General features: G+C 69.2%; 23 protein-coding genes and 1 pseudogene. 12 read left to right on the plus strand and 12 right to left on the minus strand.

The window, feature by feature from the left end:
* A pseudogene (locus ACRDPS_RS14135) lies at positions 1–132 on the plus strand (GTP 3',8-cyclase MoaA); the annotation flags it as partial.
* 162 nt (positions 133–294) lie between these two features.
* Here ACRDPS_RS14135 and ACRDPS_RS14140 read toward each other — a convergent pair.
* The 3 genes from ACRDPS_RS14140 to ACRDPS_RS14150 are packed head-to-tail and all read right to left on the minus strand — an operon-like array spanning position 295 to position 1,775.
* Entirely contained in the window at positions 295–1,233 is a 939-nt protein-coding gene (locus ACRDPS_RS14140) for a nucleoside hydrolase (protein WP_431502283.1), read from the minus strand.
* A gap of 21 nt (positions 1,234–1,254) precedes the next feature.
* Positions 1,255–1,449 (minus strand): acetone carboxylase, encoded by a 195-nt coding sequence (locus tag ACRDPS_RS14145; protein WP_431502284.1) that lies wholly within the window; start codon positions 1,447–1,449, stop codon positions 1,255–1,257.
* Entirely contained in the window at positions 1,449–1,775 is a 327-nt protein-coding gene (locus ACRDPS_RS14150) for a DUF3099 domain-containing protein (protein WP_431502285.1), read from the minus strand. Before ACRDPS_RS14150 ends, ACRDPS_RS14145 begins: the two co-directional genes overlap by 1 nt.
* 140 nt (positions 1,776–1,915) lie before the next feature.
* Here ACRDPS_RS14150 and fabG point away from each other — a divergent pair, with 140 nt between their 5' ends.
* From fabG to ACRDPS_RS14165, 3 genes are read left to right on the plus strand one after another with little or no spacing between them, the layout of a single operon-like run.
* The gene (gene fabG / locus ACRDPS_RS14155) at positions 1,916–2,656 is read left to right on the plus strand and encodes a 3-oxoacyl-ACP reductase FabG (RefSeq protein WP_431502286.1); all 741 of its coding nucleotides are present in this window, start codon (positions 1,916–1,918) and stop codon (positions 2,654–2,656) included.
* A 3-nt stretch (positions 2,657–2,659) separates the two neighbouring features.
* Entirely contained in the window at positions 2,660–3,436 is a 777-nt protein-coding gene (gene fabI, locus ACRDPS_RS14160) for an enoyl-ACP reductase FabI (protein ID WP_431502287.1), read from the plus strand.
* A 17-nt stretch (positions 3,437–3,453) separates the two neighbouring features.
* Positions 3,454–3,960: a SixA phosphatase family protein gene (locus ACRDPS_RS14165; RefSeq protein WP_431502288.1), complete on the plus strand. Its 507-nt coding sequence runs from the start codon at positions 3,454–3,456 to the stop codon at positions 3,958–3,960.
* Positions 3,961–4,200: 240 nt separating this feature from the next.
* On the opposite strand, the gene serB is transcribed toward ACRDPS_RS14165, so the two are convergent.
* Complete coding sequence (gene serB, locus ACRDPS_RS14170) at positions 4,201–5,445, minus strand: phosphoserine phosphatase SerB (RefSeq protein WP_431502289.1); 1,245 nt, start codon at positions 5,443–5,445, stop codon at positions 4,201–4,203.
* Positions 5,446–5,503: 58 nt separating this feature from the next.
* A complete protein-coding gene (locus ACRDPS_RS14175; protein ID WP_431502290.1) occupies positions 5,504–6,274 on the minus strand; it encodes a hypothetical protein in 771 nt (256 codons plus the stop codon).
* A gap of 53 nt (positions 6,275–6,327) precedes the next feature.
* On the opposite strand from ACRDPS_RS14175, the gene ACRDPS_RS14180 reads away from it, so the two are divergent.
* The gene (locus ACRDPS_RS14180; protein ID WP_431502291.1) at positions 6,328–7,125 is read left to right on the plus strand and encodes an ABC transporter ATP-binding protein; all 798 of its coding nucleotides are present in this window, start codon (positions 6,328–6,330) and stop codon (positions 7,123–7,125) included.
* A gap of 201 nt (positions 7,126–7,326) precedes the next feature.
* On the opposite strand, the gene ACRDPS_RS14185 is transcribed toward ACRDPS_RS14180, so the two are convergent.
* From ACRDPS_RS14185 to ACRDPS_RS14195, 3 genes are read right to left on the minus strand one after another with little or no spacing between them, the layout of a single operon-like run.
* Positions 7,327–7,767, minus strand: coding sequence for an SMI1/KNR4 family protein (locus ACRDPS_RS14185; RefSeq protein ID WP_431502292.1), 441 nt, complete (start codon positions 7,765–7,767; stop codon positions 7,327–7,329).
* Complete coding sequence (locus tag ACRDPS_RS14190; RefSeq protein ID WP_431502293.1) at positions 7,764–8,345, minus strand: HNH endonuclease; 582 nt, start codon at positions 8,343–8,345, stop codon at positions 7,764–7,766. Before ACRDPS_RS14190 ends, ACRDPS_RS14185 begins: the two co-directional genes overlap by 4 nt.
* Positions 8,346–8,355: 10 nt before the next feature.
* Positions 8,356–9,069, minus strand: coding sequence for a hypothetical protein (locus ACRDPS_RS14195; RefSeq protein ID WP_431502294.1), 714 nt, complete (start codon positions 9,067–9,069; stop codon positions 8,356–8,358).
* A gap of 162 nt (positions 9,070–9,231) precedes the next feature.
* Between ACRDPS_RS14195 and ACRDPS_RS14200 the strand changes: the two genes are divergently transcribed.
* From ACRDPS_RS14200 to ACRDPS_RS14215, 4 genes are all read left to right on the plus strand, one after another.
* Positions 9,232–9,693, plus strand: coding sequence for an NfeD family protein (locus ACRDPS_RS14200; RefSeq protein WP_431502295.1), 462 nt, complete (start codon positions 9,232–9,234; stop codon positions 9,691–9,693).
* Positions 9,694–9,768: 75 nt separating this feature from the next.
* Positions 9,769–10,848: an SPFH domain-containing protein gene (locus ACRDPS_RS14205; RefSeq protein ID WP_431502296.1), complete on the plus strand. Its 1,080-nt coding sequence runs from the start codon at positions 9,769–9,771 to the stop codon at positions 10,846–10,848.
* Positions 10,849–11,610: a sulfite exporter TauE/SafE family protein gene (locus ACRDPS_RS14210; RefSeq protein WP_431502297.1), complete on the plus strand. Its 762-nt coding sequence runs from the start codon at positions 10,849–10,851 to the stop codon at positions 11,608–11,610.
* A gap of 19 nt (positions 11,611–11,629) precedes the next feature.
* Positions 11,630–12,298, plus strand: a complete 669-nt coding sequence (locus ACRDPS_RS14215) for a nitroreductase family protein (protein ID WP_431502298.1) — start codon at positions 11,630–11,632, stop codon at positions 12,296–12,298.
* Between the two features lie 48 nt (positions 12,299–12,346).
* On the opposite strand, the gene ACRDPS_RS14220 is transcribed toward ACRDPS_RS14215, so the two are convergent.
* The 4 genes from ACRDPS_RS14220 to ACRDPS_RS14235 all read right to left on the minus strand — a co-directional run bounded on the left by ACRDPS_RS14220 (position 12,347) and on the right by ACRDPS_RS14235 (position 18,048).
* Positions 12,347–14,128, minus strand: a complete 1,782-nt coding sequence (locus ACRDPS_RS14220) for a BCCT family transporter (RefSeq protein WP_431502299.1) — start codon at positions 14,126–14,128, stop codon at positions 12,347–12,349.
* A 168-nt stretch (positions 14,129–14,296) separates the two neighbouring features.
* A complete protein-coding gene (locus tag ACRDPS_RS14225) occupies positions 14,297–15,238 on the minus strand; it encodes an alpha/beta hydrolase (protein ID WP_431502300.1) in 942 nt (313 codons plus the stop codon).
* Positions 15,239–15,268: 30 nt separating this feature from the next.
* A complete protein-coding gene (locus ACRDPS_RS14230) occupies positions 15,269–16,723 on the minus strand; it encodes a hypothetical protein (protein ID WP_431502301.1) in 1,455 nt (484 codons plus the stop codon).
* On the minus strand, positions 16,696–18,048 hold the full coding sequence (locus ACRDPS_RS14235) for a hypothetical protein (RefSeq protein ID WP_431502302.1): 1,353 nt from the start codon (positions 18,046–18,048) through the stop codon (positions 16,696–16,698). The genes ACRDPS_RS14230 and ACRDPS_RS14235 overlap by 28 nt, the downstream gene beginning before the upstream one ends.
* Before the next feature lie 317 nt (positions 18,049–18,365).
* Between ACRDPS_RS14235 and ACRDPS_RS14240 the strand changes: the two genes are divergently transcribed.
* From ACRDPS_RS14240 to ACRDPS_RS14250, 3 genes are all read left to right on the plus strand, one after another.
* On the plus strand, positions 18,366–19,769 hold the full coding sequence (locus tag ACRDPS_RS14240; protein ID WP_431502303.1) for a condensation domain-containing protein: 1,404 nt from the start codon (positions 18,366–18,368) through the stop codon (positions 19,767–19,769).
* Positions 19,766–21,223: a condensation domain-containing protein gene (locus tag ACRDPS_RS14245; protein WP_431502304.1), complete on the plus strand. Its 1,458-nt coding sequence runs from the start codon at positions 19,766–19,768 to the stop codon at positions 21,221–21,223. The genes ACRDPS_RS14240 and ACRDPS_RS14245 overlap by 4 nt, the downstream gene beginning before the upstream one ends.
* Positions 21,204–22,231, plus strand: a 1,028-nt coding sequence (locus ACRDPS_RS14250; protein ID WP_431502305.1) for a condensation domain-containing protein, incomplete at its 3' end; no start/stop codon positions are given. The genes ACRDPS_RS14245 and ACRDPS_RS14250, both read left to right, overlap by 20 nt.

A 22,231-nucleotide genomic window follows, 5' to 3' on the forward strand; every position in this document is an offset into this window, starting at 1 on the left:
CGGGCCGGCGCCTCCGACGCCGACCTCGCCTCCCGCTGGGTCACCGCCATGGCCGGCAAGCGCGCCGGCCACGGCATCGACGACCTCGGCTTCCTCCAGCCGGATCGCCCCATGTCCGCCATCGGCGGCTAGCGAGCGCCGAGGCGTCAACTCTGCAGGCCGAGAAGTCACCTCTGCAGATCGAACGGGCAGGGATGACCTCTCGGCCCGCATAACTGACCTCTCGGCCTGCAGAAGTGACGCCTCGGCCTGCAGACGTGACGCCTCGGCCGACGTACGTGACGCCTCGGCGAGTCAGGATCCGACGCGGTCCAGGGCGGCGAGGACGAGGTCCCAGTAGGCCTCGACGTCGAGAGTGACGCCCACCTGGGCGTTGGGCGGCTCGTCGAGGCGGCCGTGCAGGTCGACGACGGTGGCGCCGCGGGTCCAGCGGCCCTCGGTCTCGACAGCGACGAACGACTTGTGCCAGGTGACCAGGCCGGGGTCGATGAGGGCCGCGATCGTGCACGGGTCGTGGACCGGGGGAGCGGCGAAGTCGAAGATGTCGGAGTAGGTGCCGCCGAAGAAGCCCATCAGGTCGGCGCAGGCACGTCCCACCGCGTGGTCCATGGCCCGCATCCGTGCGACGACATCGGGGGTGGCCAGCGCCTGATGAGACAGGTTGAGCCCGACCATCCGGACCGGGAGTCCGCTGGTGAGGACGATGTCGAGGGCCTCGGGGTCGGCGTACGCGTTGAACTCGGCCGCCGGCGTCGTGTTGCCGCGCTCGGTCGACCCGCCCATGAACACGATCTCCGCGATCCGCGAATGGACCTCGGGGTGGTCGCGCAGCAGCAGCGCGACGTTGGTGATCGGTCCGGTGGCGACGACGGTCACCGGCGCCGGTGCGGCCAGTAGCGACGTACGCAGGAACTCCACGGCCCCGAGGGAGACCGGTGGAGCCAGCGGCTCGGGGAGATCGGTGCCGTCGATACCGGTCGGCCCGTGGATGAAGTCGCCGATGTGGGCCGCGCCCGCCAGCGGCGCGGCCGCCCCGACCGCGACCGGGACGTCGGGACGACCCGCCAACGCCAGGATCCGCTGGGCGTTGTAGGTCGCCTTCTCCACCGGGCAGTTGCCGAAGGTGGTGGTGATGCCGAGCAGGTCGATGTGCGGGCTGCCGAGGGCCAGCAGGATCGCGATGGCGTCGTCGTGCCCGGGGTCGCAGTCGTGAAGCACAGGGATCGGATTCATCGCGCGACCTCTCCAGAACAGCTAGTGGGCAACGACATCCTTGAGGAACCCACGCGCTCCAAGGAAGTCACTCAGCGACTGCTTGTGCGCCTCGCACGCGAGCCAGATCTTACGCCGGTCAGAGGTGTGGATCTTGGGATTGTTCCACTGCAGCTCCCACGTACCGGGGTCCTGGCAGCCCTTGGCCGAGCACAGGTCGGAGTCGAGTGCCCCCATCAGAGCTCGGGCCTCTCGTGGGTCTCGGTGTGCTCGGGTCCGCTGGTGAGCTCGCGGCGACCGTACGGCGAGTCGAGCAGGTTCATCTCGTCGCTCTTGGTGTTGGTGGCGTTGGCCATCACGACCGCGATGTAGGGCAGGATCAGGGCGCCTGCGATCAGGATCGGCCACAGCCAGCCGATCCCGGCGAGGCCGGCGATCACGGCCCCGATGAAGCACAGGGAGCGGATCGACATCGAGATGGCGTAGCGCTTCTGCCGGACCGCGATGTCCTCGGCGCGGCTGCGGCCGGCGGTCGTGATCCTGATCGGTTGCACCTTGGACATACCGTCAGTCTAGGTCGTGGCCGATGACGCCCGGTCAATGGTGTGGTCCCAACAGGGGCACTCCGAATGACGTTGGAGGGTTCTCACAAGCAAATCGAAGACATTGGCCGTACGCCGAAGTAATCGCTACCGTCGCGCCTGTGACTGACAGTGAAAACCCCACAACGCAGAGTCCAACGCCGGCACCCCGCTCAGTGCTCGTCACCGGGGGCAGCCGTGGCATCGGCCGAGCCATCGCCGAGGCCTTCTTGGCCAACGGCGACCACGTGGCCGTGACGTCCCGGAAGGGCGGAGCTCCTGAGGGAGCGCTGGACCTGCTGTGCGACATCACCGATCTGGCCGCCGTCGAGGAGGCGTACGCAGCCGCCGAGGCCGCCCACGGACCGGTGGAGGTCCTCGTGGCCAACGCCGGCATCACGAAGGACACGCTCGTGCTGCGGATGTCGGAGGACGACTTCGCCTCGGTGATCGACACCAACCTGACCGCGTCGTTCCGGCTCGCCAAGCGCGCCGCGAAGGGGATGCTGCGGATGCGCCGCGGGCGGATCATCTTCATCTCCTCCGTCATCGGGCTGCTCGGCAACGCGGGCCAGGTCAACTACGCGGCCTCGAAGGCCGGCCTGGTCGGGATGGCGCGCTCGCTCGCCCGCGAGCTCGGCTCACGGGGGATCACCGCCAACGTGGTCGCGCCGGGTTTCGTGGGGACCGAGATGACCGACGCCCTGACCCCGGAACAGCAGAAGGCGATCACGGACCGGGTGCCGCTGGGGCGCTACGCGTCGCCGTCGGAGGTGGCTTCGGCCGTGACGTGGTTGGCGGATGCGGGTTATGTGACCGGGGCCGTGATCCCGGTCGACGGCGGACTTGGAATGGGGCACTGAACAATGGCTGGAATCCTTGATGGCAAGACGGTCCTCGTGGCAGGCGTCACGATGGACTCCTCGATCGGCTTCGCGGTGGCCCGGGTGGCCCAGGAGCAGGGCGCTCGCGTCCTGATCTCCAACTTCGGGCGGGCGCTGTCGATCACCAAGCGGATCGCGAAGCGGCTCCCCGAGGAGCCGCCGGTGCTCGACCTCGACGTGACGAACCAGGATCACCTCGACGGCCTCGCCGACGCGCTCCGCGCCGAGGGTGTCGAGCGGCTCGACGGGGTCGTGCACTCGATCGCGTACGGCAACCCCGAGACCCTCCTCGGAGGCAAGTTCCTCGACGGCCCCTGGGAGGACGTCTCCCAGGCGGTGCAGGTCAGCGCCTACTCGCTTAAGTCGCTGGCGATCGCCTGCCGGCCGCTGATGTCGGAAGGCTCATCTGTTGTGGGGCTGACCTTCGATGCCACGGTGGCCTGGCCGGCGTACGACTGGATGGGCGTCGCCAAGGCGGCACTCGAGTCGACCTCGCGCTACGTCGCCCGTGATCTCGGTCCGGACGGGATCCGCTGCAATCTCGTCTCCGCCGGGCCGCTCAAGACGCTCGCCGCCAAGGCGATCCCGGGCTTCGAGGAGCTCGACGAGGGCTGGGGCACTCGGGCGCCGCTGGGCTGGGACAACACCGACCAGACCCCGACCGCGAAGGCGGTCTGTGCGCTGATCTCGGACTTCTTCCCGGCGACCACCGGAGAGATCGTCCACGTCGACGGGGGCTATCACTCGCTGGGCGCGTGAGGTCATAGGGTTGCCGCATGCGGACCCTTGTCATCATGCGGCACGCCAAGGCGGAGTCGTCGGCACCCACGGATCTCGAGCGGCAGCTCACCGAACGCGGCCACGCCGACGCGGTCGCGGCGGGGGAGTGGCTGGCCGAGCAGGGCGTGTCGCCGGACTACGTGCTGGTCTCGGCGGCCGACCGCACCACCCAGACCTGGGAGGACGTCGCCGTCGCCGCGGGCTGGGACCTGACGCTGGCGGAGTATGACGACGGCCTGTACGCAGCGGGCACCTCAACCGCCCTCGACCTCGTCCGCGGGGTCGACGACGGCCATTCGACGGTCGTGGTGATCGGCCACAACCCCACCATGTTCTCGCTGGTGCAGCTGCTCGACGACGGCGAGGGTGACAACGAGGCCGGCAACGAGCTGGCGTTGGGCTACCCCACCACCGCCGTCGCCGTCCTTGCCTACGACGGCGACTGGTCCGCGCTCGACGAGGCCGAAGCCTCGGTCACCGCCTTCCACGTCGCCCGCGCCTGAGCCCTCGCCGAGAGGTCACGTACGTCGGGCGAGGCGTCACTCCTGCAGGCCGAAAGGTCACTTCTGCAGGCCGAGAAGTCACCCATGTGCCAACTCGGCCTGCAGAGGTGACGTCTGGGCCTGCAGAGGTGACGTCTGGGCCTGCAGAGGTGACGTCTGGGCCTGCAGAAGTGACGCCTCGGCCTGCAGAAGTGACGCCTCGGCCTGCAGAGGTGACGTCTCGGCAGGATTGGGCTTGGGTCAGAGGAGGGGCGGGGAGGGGGTGACGATGCCGGCCTCGGCATCGGCGGCCTCGATCTCCTCGCGGGAGATGCCGAGGAGATACATGATCGTGTCCAGGTAGGGGACGTTGATGGCGGTGCCGGCGGCGGAGCGTACGGCGGGCTTGGCGTTGTAGGCGATGCCAAGTCCGGCGGCGGCGAGCATGTCGAGGTCGTTGGCGCCGTCGCCGATGGCGACGGTGGCGGCCTCGGGGATGCCGATCTCGGCGGCGAACTCGCGAAGCGCGCGTGCCTTGCCGGCCCGGTCGACGACCTCGCCGACGACCTCGCCGGTCAGCACCCCGTCGACGATCTCGAGCTCATTGGCGCGGGCGTAGTGGATGCCGAGATCAGCCGCGAGCCGGTCGGTGATCTGGGAGAACCCGCCCGAGACGATGGCGAAGCGGTAGCCGAGACGACGCAGCGTGCGGACCATGGTGCGGGCGCCGGGATTGAGCTGCAGCCCGGCGTACACCTCGTCGAGGGCCGTCGCGGGGACGCCCTTGAGATACTTGACCCGGCCGCGGAGCGAGTCCTCGAAGTCGAGCTCGCCACGCATCGCGGCCTCGGTCACGGAGGCGACCTCCGCCTCGTAGCCCGCGTGGGAGGCGATCATCTCGATCACCTCACCGTCGATGAGGGTGGAGTCGACGTCCATGACGATCAGGCGCATGCCACGGCGGACCAGGTTGGCGGGCTGCACCGCGATGTCCACGCCCTGGGCCGCGGCCTCGGCGGACAACGTCACCCGGAGCTCGTCGGGGTCGGCGCCGGAGACGTGCAGGTCGAAGGCGGTGACCGGGTAGCGCGCCAGCCGGATGATCCGGTCGATGTTGCCACCGGCAGAGGCGATGGTGCGCGTGACGGAGGACAGCGCGGCCGCCTTCAGCGGCAGCCCGAGCACCGTCACCCGGGCTCGGTCGGAGGGCTCGCGGGGAGTGTCACCGACGCCCTCCTCGATCTCGACGGTCATGTCGAGGGCGTGCGCGGTCTCCTCGATCGCGTGCTTGAGCGCGTCGGTGCTACCGGCGTCGGCCGGTGCGGTCACCAGCAGCCCGAGCACGAGTCGGCCCCGCAGCACGATCTGCTCCAGGTCGACCACGTCGACCCCCGCCAGGGCGAGCGTCGCCAAGGTGGCCGAGGTCAACCCCGGACGATCGTGTCCAGCGAGGGTGATCAGCAGGGTGTCGGGACGGCGCTCGAGCGCGTCGAATTCCTCGGTCATCGCTGCACACGATAGTGGAGCCGGGACGGCAACCACTCAGGCAGCCATCAGGCAGCCATCAGGCAGGGGGCCAGACCTCGGGCGAGCCCGCGGCGGTGAGCGCCCGGCGGGCCGCGCGGTCGAGGTCGACCAGGGCATCTCGCCGCCGCGACATCTCGTATGCTGACACGGCGGCCCCTTCGTCCTCGAGCGCGACCTCGACGATCTCACGAGCCTGTACGCCGCGGGCGGCCAGATCCACGCAACGGCTCGGGACCCCGGGGGCGCCGTGGAGCGAGGGGCGGTGACGCAGGTTCATCAGCCGGTCGGCGACCTCCGGGCGCCAGCGGGCCACATCGAGCTCGGCGAGCGCCGTCGCAGACTCGCTCAGGGCGAGCCGAAGGGCGCGGTCGGCATCTCCGACGTCGGGGAGCTGCCGACGCTGAGCGGCGTACGCCTGCCACTCGACGACCGCACCGACACGGACTGGCACGAGACCGATGCCGGCGTCGCACACCACCGCCTCTCCGGCTTCCAGTGCGGCGTCGTTGAAGGGTCTCGGGCCGCCGAGACCGACCGGGTCGCCCTCGGCCGGGATGGCCACGCCGACCGACGAGGCGCCCGTGGAACGCAGCCGGCCCAGCCCGGTCATCAGCGTGTCGGCAGCTCCCTCCGAGCCACCGAGCCCGAGCGAGGCGAGCCCGCTGACGGTGTGGGTCGCGTCAGGCCCGATCACCGCGTCCAGAACCAGGTCGGCGACCACATCACCGCGCAGCCACGCCGTCACCCACCATGCCAGCCGCAACACCTCGGGCGTGGTCTCGACCGACTCGGACTCCTCGACACTCACAGCCGTCCACCCTAGGCCACGACCTGTAGGCAGGTGCCGATAGATTTGCGGCCATGGCAGCCGTGCTGGAGTTCACCGACGTCACCGTACGCCGCGGGGGCAACACCCTCCTCGACTCTGTGAGCTGGGTGGTCGAGGAGGATGAGCGATGGGTCATCGTGGGCCACAACGGCGCCGGAAAGACCACTCTTCTCCAGGCCGCGGCGGCCCAGCTCCATCCGACGTCGGGCACCGTGACGGTCCTCGGCGAGCAGATCGGCCGGGTCGACGTCTTCGAGCTGCGTCCGCGCATCGGTCTGACCTCTGCCGCGCTCGCCGACCGGATCCCGCGCCACGAGCTCGTCCACGACGTCGTCGTGAGCGCCTCCTACGGCGTCATCGGGCGCTGGCGGGAGTTCTATGACGACCTCGATCACGACCGCGCCGAGGCGCTGCTGATCGAGGTCGGCATCAAGCACCTCGGTGACCGGAAGTTCGGCACCCTCTCCGAGGGCGAGCGCAAGCGGGTCCAGCTGGCCCGCGCGCTGATGGTCGACCCCGAGATGCTGCTCCTGGACGAGCCGGCCGCGGGCCTCGACCTGGGTGGCCGCGAGGACCTCGTCTCGACGCTGTCCACGCTCGCCTTCGACCCCGACAGCCCGGCCACGGTGCTCGTCTCCCACCACGTGGAGGAGATCCCGCCAGGGTTCAGCCACGTCCTGATGATGAGGGCCGGCCGGATCACCGCTCAGGGCCTCATCGCCGAAACCCTCACCTCGGCCAACCTCTCCAAGACCTTCGGCATGCCGCTGGAGCTGGAGGAGAGCGAGGGCCGCTATTGGGCCAAGCGCCGCGCCCGCCACACCCGCTGAGGATCACATCGCGACGCCCCGTTCTTGCCGCTGTCCACGGTCAGGATGTAAGGCGCCTTCACATTGAGGTCGACGCCAGGTCGAACATCCCCACGGTCGTTTCCTCGGTGGGTGCGACCATCCGCCGCCGGTGTTGTCGACCAGTACGTCCACCGTCGTCCTGGAGACAGACTGGTCACGACCGCAGGCAGGTTCCGTCGGCTACTCGTGGATCAGCTCGATCGATGCCAAGAATTCGTCCCAAGAGTCCGCGAGGCGTTCGCTCTCTACCGGGGTGAGCTTGCCCGCGTCGTCCTCCTCCATCTCGTTGCTCTGATACCAGACGGAGCCGCGGTCCGTCCCAGTCACGGCGAGAAGAAACAAGTCGCTGCCTGCGTCGGTGCCTACTGGAATGAATCCGGTAGGAATCACATCGCTGTCTTGGCTCAGCCTGTGCCACAGGCTTGCCCACTCGGGAACATCTCCGACGCCGAAGATGATCTCGAGACCCTGATTGTTGTAACCCTCCAACGCGCCACCGTCCTGAGTGGACAGGTATGCCCGATAGGGCTCAGGAAGTTTCGCGACAAGTCTGGCTTCCAGCTCGGTCAACTTGCTCGCGGGAGCACCAGGGAAGGCTTCCTCATAGGTCAGGGGCGTCACTTGGTTCTTCCTTTCGCGAGCGCGATGCCACCAGCGTGGCGTACCGCGTCATGGACATCTGTCGGGACGAGTTGCAACGTAGTGCCGTCTTGATGATGATGCCAAGTGAGCTTGTTCTCTCGCCGATACTTCCGCGTCGTGTCTGTCGCCTTGTCCGCCGCAGCGAAGTCTGCATCGCGGCCGCTGAATCCGCCATCGATCTTTGTGGTCTTCTGTGCGTACGGTGAGAAGTCGGGGAATCCGTCCTTGGTGAACCTGACTCCCTTCGGGTACTTCTGCTTCAGATCGGTGGTCCACTTGTCGCCGTCGTAGAGTTTGCCGGCATATTGCCAGTTCGGCGGCAGCTTGCCGCTTGGGAGCCGCTTGACGTCGTCAGGGATCGGACGGCCTTTGGAATCGACTCGGGCAGCTGGAACCGTGTTCGCCAGATCGCTGTCCTGCTCCCGCCGCCGTTTCGCGTTGTCCCGGAGCGTGTCGCTCTCGTCGCGCTTGCGCTTGGCCATCTTCTGAGTCGCGTCGCCGATCTCTCGGATCGCCGTCTCGCGGATCGTCTCGACCGTTTCGTTCAGCTTGGCCATCGTCGGCTCCTCAGGATGCGAACAGCGGCAGCGCCGCGAGTTGGGTGGTGAAGCTGGTGCCGATCGCTGCCTGGTCCTGACCGCAGTCGTCGATCGCCTGCGCGATCTGATCCATGAGATCGAAGCTGAGGTCGACGCCGCCGGTCTCGTCACCGCTGGTCACCAACGGTGCCTCCATCGCCTTCGTCGCCAGGTCGGCGATCGTTCCGGAGAGGGGTTCGACGACCATCGACAGCACCTGGCCGAGCAGCTCGTCCATGGCGATGTCGGTGGCGATGTCGAGGGCCTTCTTCCGGGCAGCGATGATCGCTGCGTTGGCAGCCACGCTCGCGCCCAGCGTGACTACCGCGGTGGCCGCGGCCGCGGCGATCTGCGCAGCGGTGATGGTCAGCTCGGCGATCACCTTGACCTTCAGGGCCACGATGGCGTCCGCGACGATGTCGATGCCGTCGGCGACCTCGGGCAGCGCATCGAGCAGCTGGTCCAGGTTGGCCGTGCGGTTCTCGGCGTACGCCCGCACCAGGGCGCTCACCGACTTGGACTTCACGTCGGCCTCGAGCTCGAGCATCCGGCTCTCCAGCCCGTCCAGCGTCTCTCGCATGTCGGACTCGAGCCCACGAACCAGCTGTGCGGCGTCATGCACAGCGTCCTCGTCCACGTTGGGCCACTCGTAGCCGAGCAGGTCCAGAACGTAGTCCAGCTCACTCGGGATGGTCATCCCCATGCCTGTCACCCTCCTGAAGGCTCGCCCGTTCGAAGCCAGAGAAGTTGTTCTCAGGCGTGCGGAACGCTATCGGCAGCGGTCGTGGTTGCGCGAGGCAATTCGATTCGCACATCGATGCGAAATGAGGCCGACGGACCAGAGGGTGACCGATAGGGTGACGCCATGGACTGGCAGGACTGGGATTGGGCGCTGTGGACGGCCCTCGGGGCTCTTCTGATCGTCGGTGAGCTCTTCAGCCTCGACCTGATCCTGCTGATGCTGGCCACCGGTGCCTTCGCGGGTGCGGTGACCGGCGCGTTCACCGACAGCTTCGTGCTCCAGGCGATCGTCGCGCTGGCCGTGTCGGTCTCCATGCTCGCGGTGGTACGTCCGGGCCTGGCCAAGCGGCTCCACAACGGCCCGGAGATCCAGATCGGCGCCGAGAAGCTGATCGGCGTGCAGGCCGTCGCACCTGTCGTGCTCAGCTCCCACCAACCGGGGCAGATCAAGCTCGACGGCGAGCTCTGGACGGCTCAGCCCTACGACGAGACCCTCGTGATCGAGGCCGGAACGCTGGTCGAGGTCTTCGAGATCAGAGGTGCGACGGCGTACGTCCACCCGCTACCGGAGCTCGGGACCCCATAGCTGCGGGGCTACAGGCCCCATAGATGCAAGACCGCAGGTTCAATACCGATATCCAAAGACAAGGAATCAATGGCAATGGGTGGCTTCATCCTGGCCCTTCTGGTGATCTTGGCAGTGCTGGTGATCACCACGCTGGCCAAGACGATCAAGATCATCCCGCAGGCGCGGGTCGGCGTCGTGGAACGCTTCGGCAAGTTCCAGTCGAAGCGTGACCCCGGCCTGAACGCGGTGATCCCGTTCGTCGACAAGGTCCGCTACATGATCGACATGCGTGAGCAGGTCGTCGCGTTCGCACCGCAGCCGGTGATCACCGAGGACAACCTGACCGTCTCGATCGACACGGTCATCTACTTCCAGATCAACGACCCGGTGGCGGCGACGTACGAGATCGCCAACTACATCCAGGCCGTCGAGCAGCTGACCATGACCACGCTGCGAAACATCGTCGGTGGCATGACGCTGGAGGAGACGCTGACCTCGCGTGAGCAGATCAACTCCGGGCTCTCGATCGTGCTCGACGAGGCGACCGGTCGCTGGGGCATCAAGGTCAAGCGGGTCGAGATCAAGGGGATCGACCCGCCCATGTCCATCAAGGACGCGATGGAGAAGCAGATGCGCGCCGACCGCGACAAGCGCGCCGCGATCCTGACCGCCGAGGGACAGCGCCAGTCCGCGATCCTCTCGGCCGAGGGAAACAAGCAGTCGGCCATCCTCAACGCCGAGGGTCAGCGCGAGTCGCAGATCCTCTCGGCGCAGGCCGACCGGGAGGCCGCGATCCTGCGCGCCCAGGGTGAGGGCCAGGCCATCCAGACCGTCTTCCAGGCCATCCACGACGGTCGGCCCGACCAGTCGCTGCTGGCTTATCAGTACCTCCAGATGATGCCGGAGATCGCGAAGGGCGACGCCAACAAGGTGTGGATCGTGCCGAGCGAGATCGGCAAGGCTCTCGAGGGCCTCGGCTCGACGATGAACAGCCTGCAGGGCATTCCGGACGACGTCGAGGGCCCGCTCAAGCGGGTCGACATGGGCTCGACCGAGCCTAAGGTCGACCTGGCAGAGTCCTCCTCGGCGGCCGAGGCCGTCAAGGAGGCCCTCGCCGAGGCCAAGGAGGCGCAGGCCCCGAACCGGCCGAAGCCCGCCGACCCGGCCGAGTAGTTGGATCTTCTCCAGTCCGCCCTCATCCTGCTCGCCGGGGTGGGGGCGGGCACCATCAACGCCGCCGTCGGGTCGGGAACGTTGATCACCTTCCCGACCCTGCTCGCCTTCGGCGTGCCCCCGGTGGTCGCCAACGTGTCGAACACGATCGGCCTGGTGCCGGGCTCGCTGGCCGGCGCGTGGGGCTACCGTCGCGAGCTCTCCGGCCAGCGCAGCCGGATCCTGCGCCTCGGCCTCGCCGCGCTCATCGGCGGCGCGGCAGGCGCGTTCCTGCTCCTGGTGCTGCCGCCCGGCGCGTTCGAGATGATCGTCCCGGTCCTGATCGGGCTCGGCGTGCTCCTGGTGATCGTCGGCCCGCGCATCTCCCGCTGGGTCGCGAAGCGGCACGGCGACGCGCCCGACGATGGCAGCGAGCGCTGGTGGGTGTGGCCGGCGGTCGCCCTGCTCGGTGTGTACGGCGGCTACTTCGGTGCCGCTCAGGGCGTGCTCATGATCGCGATCATCGGGATCGGGGTCGCCGAGTCGCTGCAGCGCCTCAACGCGCTCAAGAACATCCTGGTCGCGGTCGCCAACGGGATCTCCGGGCTCATCTTCGCCCTGGTCGCCGACGTCGACTGGAAGGTCGCGGCCCTGATCGCCGTCGGCGCGACGATCGGCGGACTGCTGGGCGCGAGGATCGGCCGCAGGCTCCCGCCGAACGTGCTCCGCGGGTTCATCGTCGTCGTCGGCCTCACCGCCCTGGTCGCCTTCCTACTTGGCTGAGTCTGGTGGGATAGGCGTCGTGGAGCTCTACGACGCGATGCGGACCACCCATGCGGTCCGCGAGTTCACCGACGACCCGCTTCCCGACGAGGTGCTCAGCCGGATCCTGGACAACGCCCGCTTCGCGCCCTCCGGCGGCAACCGCCAGGGCGCCCATGTCGTGGTCGTACGCAGCCAGGAGACCCGAGAGCGTCTGGTCGAGCTGACGCAGCCGGGTGCGCGCAGATACTTCGCGCAGCAGGCTGCAGGGGAGAAGCCGTGGAACACGGTGAACCCGACCGCGGTCACCGCGGAGCAGGTCGACGCGACCCGGGTGCCGCGTCAGATCACCGAGCCGTTGCGGCAGGCGCCGGTCGTGCTCGTCTTCCTCGTCGACCTCACGGTGGTCGCCTCCACCGACGCCGAGCTCTCCCGCGTGGGAGTCATCTCCGGCGCCTCGATCTACCCGCTGGTGTGGAACACGCTCCTGTCCGCACGCAACGAGGGCTTCGGTGGGGTGATCACCACGATGGCGGTCGCCTCCGAACCCGAGCTCCTCGCTCTCCTCGGCGCACCCGAGACGCACGCGGTGGCCGCGGTGGTCCCTCTGGGCAAGCCGGTCAAGCAGCTGACCAAGCTCCGCCGGCAGCCGGTCGAGGAGTTCGTGACCCACGAGACGTACGCCGGTGCACCACTGACAAACGACTGATGGCGGGACCCCGGAGGATCCCGCCATCAGCTCGTCAGACCTGGTGGTTCAGTACTTGTCGGTAGGCGTCGGAGCGGGCTCCGAGTCGTCGTCGGTGTGCTCGTCCTCGACGACGGCGAACGCGAAGTCGTCGCCGTGCTCGGTGACACCGGTGATGACGGCCTGCTCGATCGCCTCGTCGGCGTACTGACCACGCACGATCAGCGGGTCGTTCTGCAGATCGCGCTGCAGCGAGACCGCCAGACCGACCATGATCACCGTGAACGGCAGCGCCGCCACGATCGTAATGTTCTGCAGGCCGGAGAGCGCGTCCTCACCACCGGCGATGAGGCCCAAGATGGCCACGACGCCGGTTGCGATGCCCCAGAAGATGACGGTGGGCCGGCTCGGCTCCTCCGCGCCACGCTCGGAGAGCGTGCCCATCACGATCGAGGCCGCGTCGGCACCGGAGACGAAGAAGATCGCCACCAGGACCATGACCAGGATGCTCATGACCGTCGCCAGCGGGAACTGGTCGAGGGTCGTGAACAGCTGCGACTCGACGCCACCGAGACCGGCGATGTCGACCGTGCCGTCACGCTGCAGGTCGATCGCGGTGCCACCCATGATGGCGAACCAGATCACGCTGACCGCGCTGGGGACCAGGAGCACGCCGGAGACGAACTGCCGGATGGTGCGCCCACGCGAGATCCGCGCGATGAACATGCCGACGAACGGCGTCCAGGAGATCCACCAGGCCCAGTAGAAGATGGTCCAGGAACCGAGCCACGCGGAGGTCTCCTCGCCGCCGACACCGGTGCGGGCCGACATCTGGGCGAGGTCGCCGAGGTAGGTGCCGAGCGAGGTCGGGATCAGGTCGAGGATGAAGACCGTCGGGCCGACCACGAAGAGGAAGACCGCCAGGAGGAGCGCCAGCACCATGTTGATGTTGGAGAGCCACTGGATGCCCTTGGCCACACCGGAGACCGCCGAGATCACGAAGCAGACCGTCAGCACCGAGATGATCCCGATGAGCACGTTGTTGCCGACCTCGCCGAGCCCGGCGACGATCTGCAATCCACTCTCGATCTGGATCGCGCCCGTGCCGAGCGAGGTCGCCGAGCCGAACAGGGTCGCGAAGATCGCGAAGACGTCGATCGCCTTGCCGACCGGGCCCTCGACGGTCTTCTTGCCGAGCAGCGAGGTGAAGGCCGAGGAGATCAGGCTGACCCGACCCTTGCGGTAGGCGCCGTAGCCGATCGCCAGACCCACCACTGCGTAGATGCCCCACGGGTGCAGCGTCCAGTGGAACATCGTGGTCGCCATCGCGTGCTGGATGGCCTCCGGGTTGCCGGCCTCGCCGGTGCCGGGCGGCGGGGTGACGAAGTGCGAGATCGGCTCGCTGACGCCATAGAACATCAGGCCGATGCCCATACCGGCGCTGAACATCATCGCGATCCACGACGGTGTCTTGAACTCCGGCTTCTCGTCGTCACGCCCCAAGGGGATGTTGCCGTACTTACTGACCGCGAGCCAGATGATGTAGATGACAAAGCCGCTGGCTGTGAGGACGAAGAACCAACCGGCCTTGTCCAGCACCCAACCGAGGGCGCCGCTGGCCGCGGAGCTCATTCCGGCTGTGTTGAAGAAGCCCCACGCCATGAAGCCGATGGCGATGGCCGCCGCGATGCCGAAGACGATCCAGTCGACGCCCTTGCGGTGCTCCTGGTCGCTCGAGATCGGCAGGTCCAGCGCGGGGTGGGGGATCACGTCACCGGTCGGGGACTTGATGAGGCCAGAGGGATGATGCTCGGAATGCTTAGGACTGTCTGTCTTCTTCTCAGAAGTCACACTGTTGTCCTTCCGTTTGGGATCGGGACCACAGCACCCTAACGCGCCCGGCCTTTGCCTTCCGTTCACTGGGGGCGGTCAGCCGTTGTATTGACAACGAGCTCTGGTCCGACTGTATCGGACCGGTTCATATGATGTTCGGAGTTTGAGGCCCGGCTCAGAGCTGAGTCAGACGCCGTACGCCGCGAGCCAGCGCTCGATCTCGGCGTAGGCCTGCTTGCGGACCTCGGGCCGGGACAGGATCACGTCGTGCTTCGCGCCCGGGATGGCGATATAGGTGACGTGGGTGCCGATGGAGGTCGACCAGCGACGGATCTGGCGCACGTCGAGCACGACGTCGGTGGTGTGGACGCGCTCGCCCATCTCCTTGGGGTTGCTCGAGCGGTCCGAGGAGAGCACCAGCACAGGCACCTTCACGTCGAGCCCGCGGTGGAGCTTCGCGTGGCCGTCGCGGATCGCCTTGAGCCAGCCGAGCCGGACCGGGTAGGAGCCGACCGGCTTGAGGGTCAGGTCGAACTCCCACTCGCCATCGTGCTCGACGTGCAGCGACCTCGTGTAGAAACCGTTCACGTCGCGGCCGAGCTCGCGCATCGGGACCCGGTGACCGATCCGGCGCACCAGCGGCGTGACGACCTCGCGCGCCATGAACGAGCCCTGCAGGTCGAGCCAGGGGGAGTTGAGCACCATCCCGGCCAGGGCGTCGGGCTGGCGCTCGTCGGCCCACAGCGAGACCGTCAGCCCACCGGTGGAATGGGCGCTGAGCACGACGTGCGAGTGGCCGTCGCGCTGGGTGATCAGCTCCCAGGCGGCGTCGATCTCGTCGAAGTACTCACCAAGATCAGCGACGTACGTCCCGGACTGGTGCTCTCGCAGCGACCGGCCGTACTTGCGCAGGTCGATCCCGTAGAAGTCGTAGCCGCGCGCGGTCCACCACTCGGCGTACTCCGTCTGGAAGAAGTAGTCGGAGAAGCCGTGCACATAGAGGACGGCACCCTTCGCGTCGCCGTCCACGGACCGCTTGACCAGGGTGGCCACGACCTCGCCCTCGAAATCGTCCTCGAGCACGAGGGTCTCGACGGTGTAGGGCTCACCGAGTACGTCGAACGTCATGCTCGCATCATCTCACCAGGCCCGATCGGCTCACCAGAAGGTGGGGGTGAGTCCCCAGCGTCCGTAGACGGTGGTCACGATCTCCTCGAGGCGCTCGGAGTCGGGGACCGCGTCGGGGTCGAGCGCTCGGATGCCGAAGTTGCAGGTGTCGCCGACGTCGCACCACCAGGAGGTGACGCCGCCGCGCATGCGGCGCAGCTCGCCCCTGGTGGCGCCCAGCGCCACGGCGCGGAAGAGGATCGACTCGGCAGGGACGCCGAACGGCGCGATGAAGTCGGGATCGGGCCTGCCCAGGTTGGAGGCCAGGCCGAGCGGCGTGACGACACCTTTGAGGAGAGACTTCGCGAGCCCGTCCGGGATCATCTGGGCCAGCGGGGCGATGTTGGCGATCGGGTCGGGGCGGGTGCCCTTGAAGAGCGCGGAGAACTCCTTCCTCGACCGGTCCCGGATGTGGGCGAGATCGGTCACCCGGCCGACGCCGTCGCGCAGCTCGGTCTCCACCGCGATCGAGACACCGGAGGTGGCGTTGGAGCGCAGATCGGCCTCGCCACGCATCGAGACCGGCAGCGACATCTTCACCGGCTCACCGGCGCGTACGATCCCGGCCTCGAGAAGGACCTCGACCGTGATCGCGACCTGCAGGGCGTTGGACGTGCCACCGGCCCGCTCTACGGCCGCGTTCCACTCCTCGACGGGGCAGTCGGCAGAGGCGTTGGCGACGTCGTGGACGACGCCGTCGTCGGGCTGCGGGTCGGGAACCGTCCGCCTCTCGGAGGACTGGGCCTCGAGGGCTGGGACCGGTCCGGCCCTCCGGGCCGCGCGCAGCCCGCGGAGCGCGGCCTTCATCATCGTCCGCGCGTCCTTCCGGTCGTCGCGCCGGGTGATCTCGGTCGCCGCCGGGTCGTCGAACGGGAGCCTGGGCAGGGGCTGGCGGCGTACGGCCGCGATCAGGGCGCCGAGCTTCATCCCTCCGTCGCAGACGATGTGCGAGGCGTTGTAGGTCACGACCGTGCCGCCGTCGGTGGTGTAGGCCATGAAGAACGCCCACAGCGGTCCCTTGACCGGGTCGAACGGCACCTGGTCGGTGGTGGTGTCCAGCCAGGACATGACCTGGTCGGCCTTGATCCGGTCGGGGTGCAGGCGGACCGGCTCGGCGGTCGTCACCGGCACCCAGCGCGAGCGTGCGCCGGTGACCTTGGGACGCACCACGAGACGGTTCAGCGGCCCTTTGGCCAGCTCGTCGACCACGTCCTGGACCGCTGAGACCGGGATCTCGGTGGGGAACCGCCAGGCGGTCTGGCCCACGACCGGTACGCCGATCACGGTGGCGGAGCGCAGGAAGACCTCGTCGTCGTACGTCAGGCGGTTGGTCCGCTCCGGAGCCGACGGCGCCGGGCGGGCGCCGGGGCTCGCCGGTGGCAGCGAGGGCAGCGTCACGGGCTCGGGCATGGCCGCGATCACCACACCTCGACGTTCAGACCCCATGAGCCGAGCTCCTCGACGACGAGCTGCTCGAGGAAGCCCAGGTCGGGGACACGGTCCGGCTCGGCGGCGACCAGGCTGAGCGTCGTACGCGGCCCGGACTGGATCAGCCACGCGATGATCCCGCCGCCGACGTCATAGGCGTCCTGGGCGGTCGCGTCCTGGTAGCCGGCGAGCCCGGCCACGAGGCGTACGTCCTGGCCCATCGCGTAGCGATAGTCGTCGGGCAGCTGGGGGAGGTTGGAGGCCATGCAGGCGGCGGCGGGCGGCTGCGGAAGCTTGTCGAGCACCGCGTCGGGCAGCATCTGCATCATCGCCAGCGGCACCGGGACCAGTCCCGGGCCGGCCTGGCCGAGCCGGATGTAGGCCGCCTTGGAGAGCTTCTTGATCTCGGCCAGGTCTCGCTGCTCGAGGACGTCGCGCGGCACCTCGACCATGGCCACCCGGGTCGAGTTGGAGCGTACGTCCCCGGGCTGGAAGTCGCTCATCGGCAGCGAGACCGGGACATCGCCCCGGTCGACCGGCACGTGGTCGATATGGACGAGCAGGTCGGCGACCACGTTGATGAACCACGCGTTGGTCGAGCCGCCGTGCTCGGCGGCGATCTTCACCATCGTCTCGGTGTCGAACTCGGTGATCATCCGAGGCATCCGCCAGCCCTCGGGCGCGGGGTTCGGGGTGGCCTCCGGATAGACCCGAGGGGCCTTGGTGGCCAGCGCGGCGGTGCCGTCCTTCTTGGCCCGTCGACGGGCCTTGGCCCAGTCGCGCACCGCGCGCCACTGCGCTCGGCTGTCCACGGCCTCGGCGCGGAGGCGGGGCCAGCCCTTCGCGGGGGCGGGTGGCAGCCGCAGCGGCTCGCCGCGGGAGGCGCGGCTGACCGAGTCGAGCACCGAACCGCCGTCGCCCACGGCGTGGGCGAGCTGCAGCGAGACGACCGAGGTGCCGTCGTCCAGGTTGGTCGCCGTGAGCCGGTAGGTCAGGCCCTCGTGCGGGTCCAGGTGGTCGCGGTGGCGTGCCTGGAGCCAGTCGGCCAGCTCGGCGACCGGGAGGACCTTCTCGTAGAGCTCGATGGACGGCGGGTTGTCGGCGTTGGTCCACAGGTCGCGGGCGCCGGGGAACTTGGCCCGATGCAGCCGCCGCGACAGCCCGCCCTCGGCCAGACCGCTCGCGATGTAGTGCAGCCGGTCGGCGTCGTAGGGCGTGTTCAGCCGCCAGATCCACTGATTTGCGATCGGACTGCCGAGGCCACGGTGACGACGGGCGAAGAGGTCGTCGGCGAACTGGAGGCGGCCGGTGTTGTCGATCGGCGCACGGGTGGCAGCGGGCATGGGGGAGTCCTCGAGATTGTTCATGACAGGGGCCGGACGGGGCGATCAGTACCGCGTGCAGGGGTGAGGAGTCAACCGAAGTCGATGCCGTATGTAAACCCCCGGGGGCAACAAGATGGTGTGGGAATTCACACGTCCGGGGGTGCTCGAAGCGAAGGGTCGACCTGGGTGCACAATAGGCCGCGACAAGGGACGACATCGCTGTCGTCCGTGGCGGGTCGCCCCCTCGGGCTACGGGCGTTCTTGAGGATCGTTCGTCCGGGCGTGGCGCGTTTGCCACACTGAGCCCCCACCTCAGAGAGGAACTCCACCCTCCGATGGAGTACACCGAGCTGTCCGCGTACGACGTACCCTCGGGCGAGGTGACCGCGTGGATCCCCGCAGCGGAGCCTGCCGTCTGGGTCGACGACGAGCGCGGTCTGTCCCACAACCACGAGCAGCACCTCGACACCGCCGAGGCGGGCTCCTGGATCGGCTCGATCATGCGGTTGCCCGGGCAGCTCGACACCGACGCGCTGAGCCTCGCGCTGCGGGCGTGGATGGGGCGCCACGAGGCACTTCGCGGGACCGTCGTGGAGTCCGCGACGGGCCGGCACCGCCGCCGCGTCGCCCCCGAGCAGGTGTCGATGGAGGCCTCGAGCCTGGGCCGGTTCGACGGTGAGGGCGCCCGGTCGAGCATCGCCGGTTTCCTCACGGAGAACATCGACCCGACGGCGTGGCCCTACGTCGTCTTCGCGACCGTCTCCGATCCCGGGACCGACGGCTTCACGTTGGCCTTCGGCGCCGACCACGGGGTGATGGACGCCTACTCCCAGCTGCTCTGGTTCGAGGAGATCGCCTCCCTCTACGAGCGCGCGCTGGCCGGTGAGCCCTTCCAGGCGCTGGCAGCGGCCACGACCGGCAGCCACATCGACCACTCCGACCAGGAGCGGATCACCGGCAAGGCCATGTCGCTGGAGAGCGAGTCGGTGCGCGTCTGGCGCGACTGGCTCACCTCGGCCGGCGGCACCCCGCGCTTCGCCGACTTCCCGGTCCCCGGGATCACCGACGTACCCGCCTCGGAGGCGCCGCTGCCGCAGGCCAGCCTGTCGCAGTGGCTCGGCGATCCCCACCACGCCCGGTTCCTGGGTGAGCTGTGCAAGAGGGAGGGCGTCGGGTTCCAGGCCGGGATGATGGGCGCGATGGCGTACGTCCTGCGTGCCCAGCACGGCGTGGAGCGGATGCGCTTCGTGGCCCCCATGCACACCCGCTACACCGCCGAGCACGCCACGGCGATCGGTTGGTACGTCGGCCTCGTCCCGGTCACCCTCGACATCGCCGGAGCCGCGACCCTGCCCGAGGTCGCCGGCCGGGTGCAGGCCGCGCTCGATGAGACCAGGTCGCTGGTGCGGCAGCCGTTCGCCCGCGTCGCGGACCTGCTCGACGTCGACGACGCGCCGCACTTCGTGGTCACCTTCGTCGACACCCGCTTCATCCCCGGTGCCGAGCGCTGGAACGAGTGGCAGGGACGTACGCTGCGGGCCTCTGTCTGCGCCGACGACGAGGTCTATCTGTGGCTGGTGCGTGATCGCGACGGCGTGAACGTCTCCACGCGCTACCCGGAGACGGTCGCCGCGGAGCGCGTCGTGCGTGGCCTGCTCGGCGGGATGAGCGAGCTCCTCGAGGAGCTCGCGCAGGCGCAGCTGAGCACCGCGGGGCGCTTCTCGACGGAGGCGGTATGAGGATCGGGGCGCTGTCGCAGCTCGCGCCGGCGCCCGGCCGGGTGGTTGTGCTGCGCCCGACCCGGGAGTCGCAAGCGGCGGCCGATGCCGCCCCGGTCTCGCCCGGGACGCCCTCCTTCCTGCAGGCCGACCACCTCAACGCCTATCGCGCCAAGACAGCCGCAGGCGGCGTACACCGGGCCTGGACCGGCACCGCCGGCGAGTTCGACGTCACGTTCGACGAGGCAGCATTCGCCGAGGCGCTGACGACCTTCGTAGGACGTCATGAGGGACTGCGGACCTGGTTCGACCTCTCCGGCGCCACGCCGGTGCGACACCTCGTTCCGGCCGACACGATCGCCTTCGAGGCCGTCCCGGTCGAGGTGCCCGCGGCCCTGCTCGACTCCTGGGACGAGGGAGGTTGGGAGGAGCTCCTCGTCAGCCTCTGGGACGAGCGATGCCGTCCGGACTCCTGGACCCCGTTCCTGCTCGGCGCGATCGTGCGTGAGGGGGGCTTCACCTACCTCTGGGGCTGCGACCACGCCTTCACCGACGGCGGCTCCCAGCTGATGGTCCCGGCCGAGCTCGGCGCGGCGTACGCCGCTGCCCTCGGCTCGCCCGTCGACCCTCTGCCCGAGGCCGACGGCTTCGTGACGTACGCAGCCGCCGAGCAGCGGCTCGCGGCTACCTGTGACGCGGAGACACCGGCGGTGCGCGAGTGGGCCGACATCGTCTCCCGCCACGGCGGGCGGCTGCCGCGGTTCCCGGTCGACCTGGGGCTGGCGCCGGGGGAGACCGCACCCGTCCGGGTCCGCTCCTGGACCGCGCTCGACGGCGAGGCGGTGGGCGCGCTCGAGGAGCTCTGTCGTGGTGCCGGCGGCCGGTTCACCAGCGGCGTCTTCGCGCTCCTGGCCCACGCGGAGCAGCGGCTGACCGGCATCGAGCGCTATCTCGGGATCACCGTGCTCGGCACCCGCTCGCAGCAGACCGCGATGTCGCACGGCTGGTTCTGCAACTTCGCGCCGGTCGAGATGGCCCTCGGTGCGAGCTTCGAGGAGACCGTCATCGAGGCGGAGAAGGCCTTCGGGACCGCACGTGAGCTGGCCAGGACCCCTGTCCACGTCCCGCTCGGCGCGATGATCGCCGGCGGGGTTCTCGAGGCCACCGAGCTGGCCAGCCCGCAGATGGTCTCCTACCTCGACGTACGCAAGTTCCCCGGTGCCGGGACGACCCCGTTCGAGACCGGGCTGCACTTCACCGGCGAGGGCCGCACCGGCAACGCCAGCCTCTGGGTCAACCGCTTCGCCGACCGGTTCGAGCTGGCCACCCAGAGCCCCGACACCGTTGCGGGCGGCCGTGCCGTGGTGACCTGCTTCCAGGCGGTCCACGACGTTCTCGCCGGGCTCGGGCTCCCGGTGCGGCCGGTTGACGCTGACGAGATCATCGGGACCGGACATGCTGGTCACGACCGCTGACCTGTGGGAGCCCCGGCCGGGCACGCTGCTGCGCTGGGAAATCTCCGCGCCCCGGCGCGGCACGCCCGCCGAGCTCTCCCTCAACCAGCGCAACCATCTCGCCGGCGCGATGGCCGGGCAGCCGACAGTGTGGCTGGCGGCCGCTTTCGAGGTCGACGGGCCGATCGAGCCGGTCGCGCTCTCCCGCACCTGGCGTGCCTTCCTCGCCCGCCACGGCAGCCTGCAGCTCGAGGTCGTCCGCGGCGATGACGGTCCCCAGGCCCGGCGCCACCACCCCGGCACCCTGACCTGGTCGGTCACCCGCGCAGGTCACACCAGCACGGTCGAGGAGACCCGCGCTGCGCTGCACGCCGCGCTCGACGAGCGGTGCGGGCCGTTCGGCTACCCGGCCTTCCTGCCGGCGGCGATCTCGCGCCCCGACCGCTCCACGATCGTCCTCGGCATGGATCACCTGCACTGCGACGCCCACTCGGTCGCCGTCGCGGTCGAGGAGCTCGCACACCTCTACGACGGCTTCGCCAACGGCGGCGAGGAGCCGGTGCTGCCCGCCGTCGGGTCCTTCCTTGACGCGGTCGAGCAGGGGCACGACGGTCCGGCCCCGGTCGCGGCCGATGACGTCCGGCTGCGCGGCTGGGGCGAGTTCCTCGGCGGTCGCGGCAACCGGCTGCCGACCTTCCCGCTGCCCCTGGGCCTCGCCCCGGGGGAGCGGGCCGCCCAGGCCACCGCCGTACGTCCCATGGCGGATGCGGCTCTGATGGACCGCATCTGTGCCCGCGCCCGCAACAGCGGTGCCTCGACCTATGCCGCCGTCCTGGCCGGGCTCGCCACGGCGGTCTCCGACCTCGGCGGTCACGGGCGCCTGGACACGATGGCGCCGGTCTCCACCCGGGCCGCGGAGGGCCTGACGCGCTCCGTGGGCTGGTACACCACGACAGTCCCGCTCACCGTGCCCGCCTCGCTCACCGACCTGGGTCTGGCCGAGGCCGGCGACGCGGTCCGCTACGGCGT

The sequence above is a fragment of the Nocardioides sp. genome (assembly GCF_050699375.1).
Taxonomy (GTDB): Bacteria; Actinomycetota; Actinomycetes; order Propionibacteriales; family Nocardioidaceae; genus Nocardioides.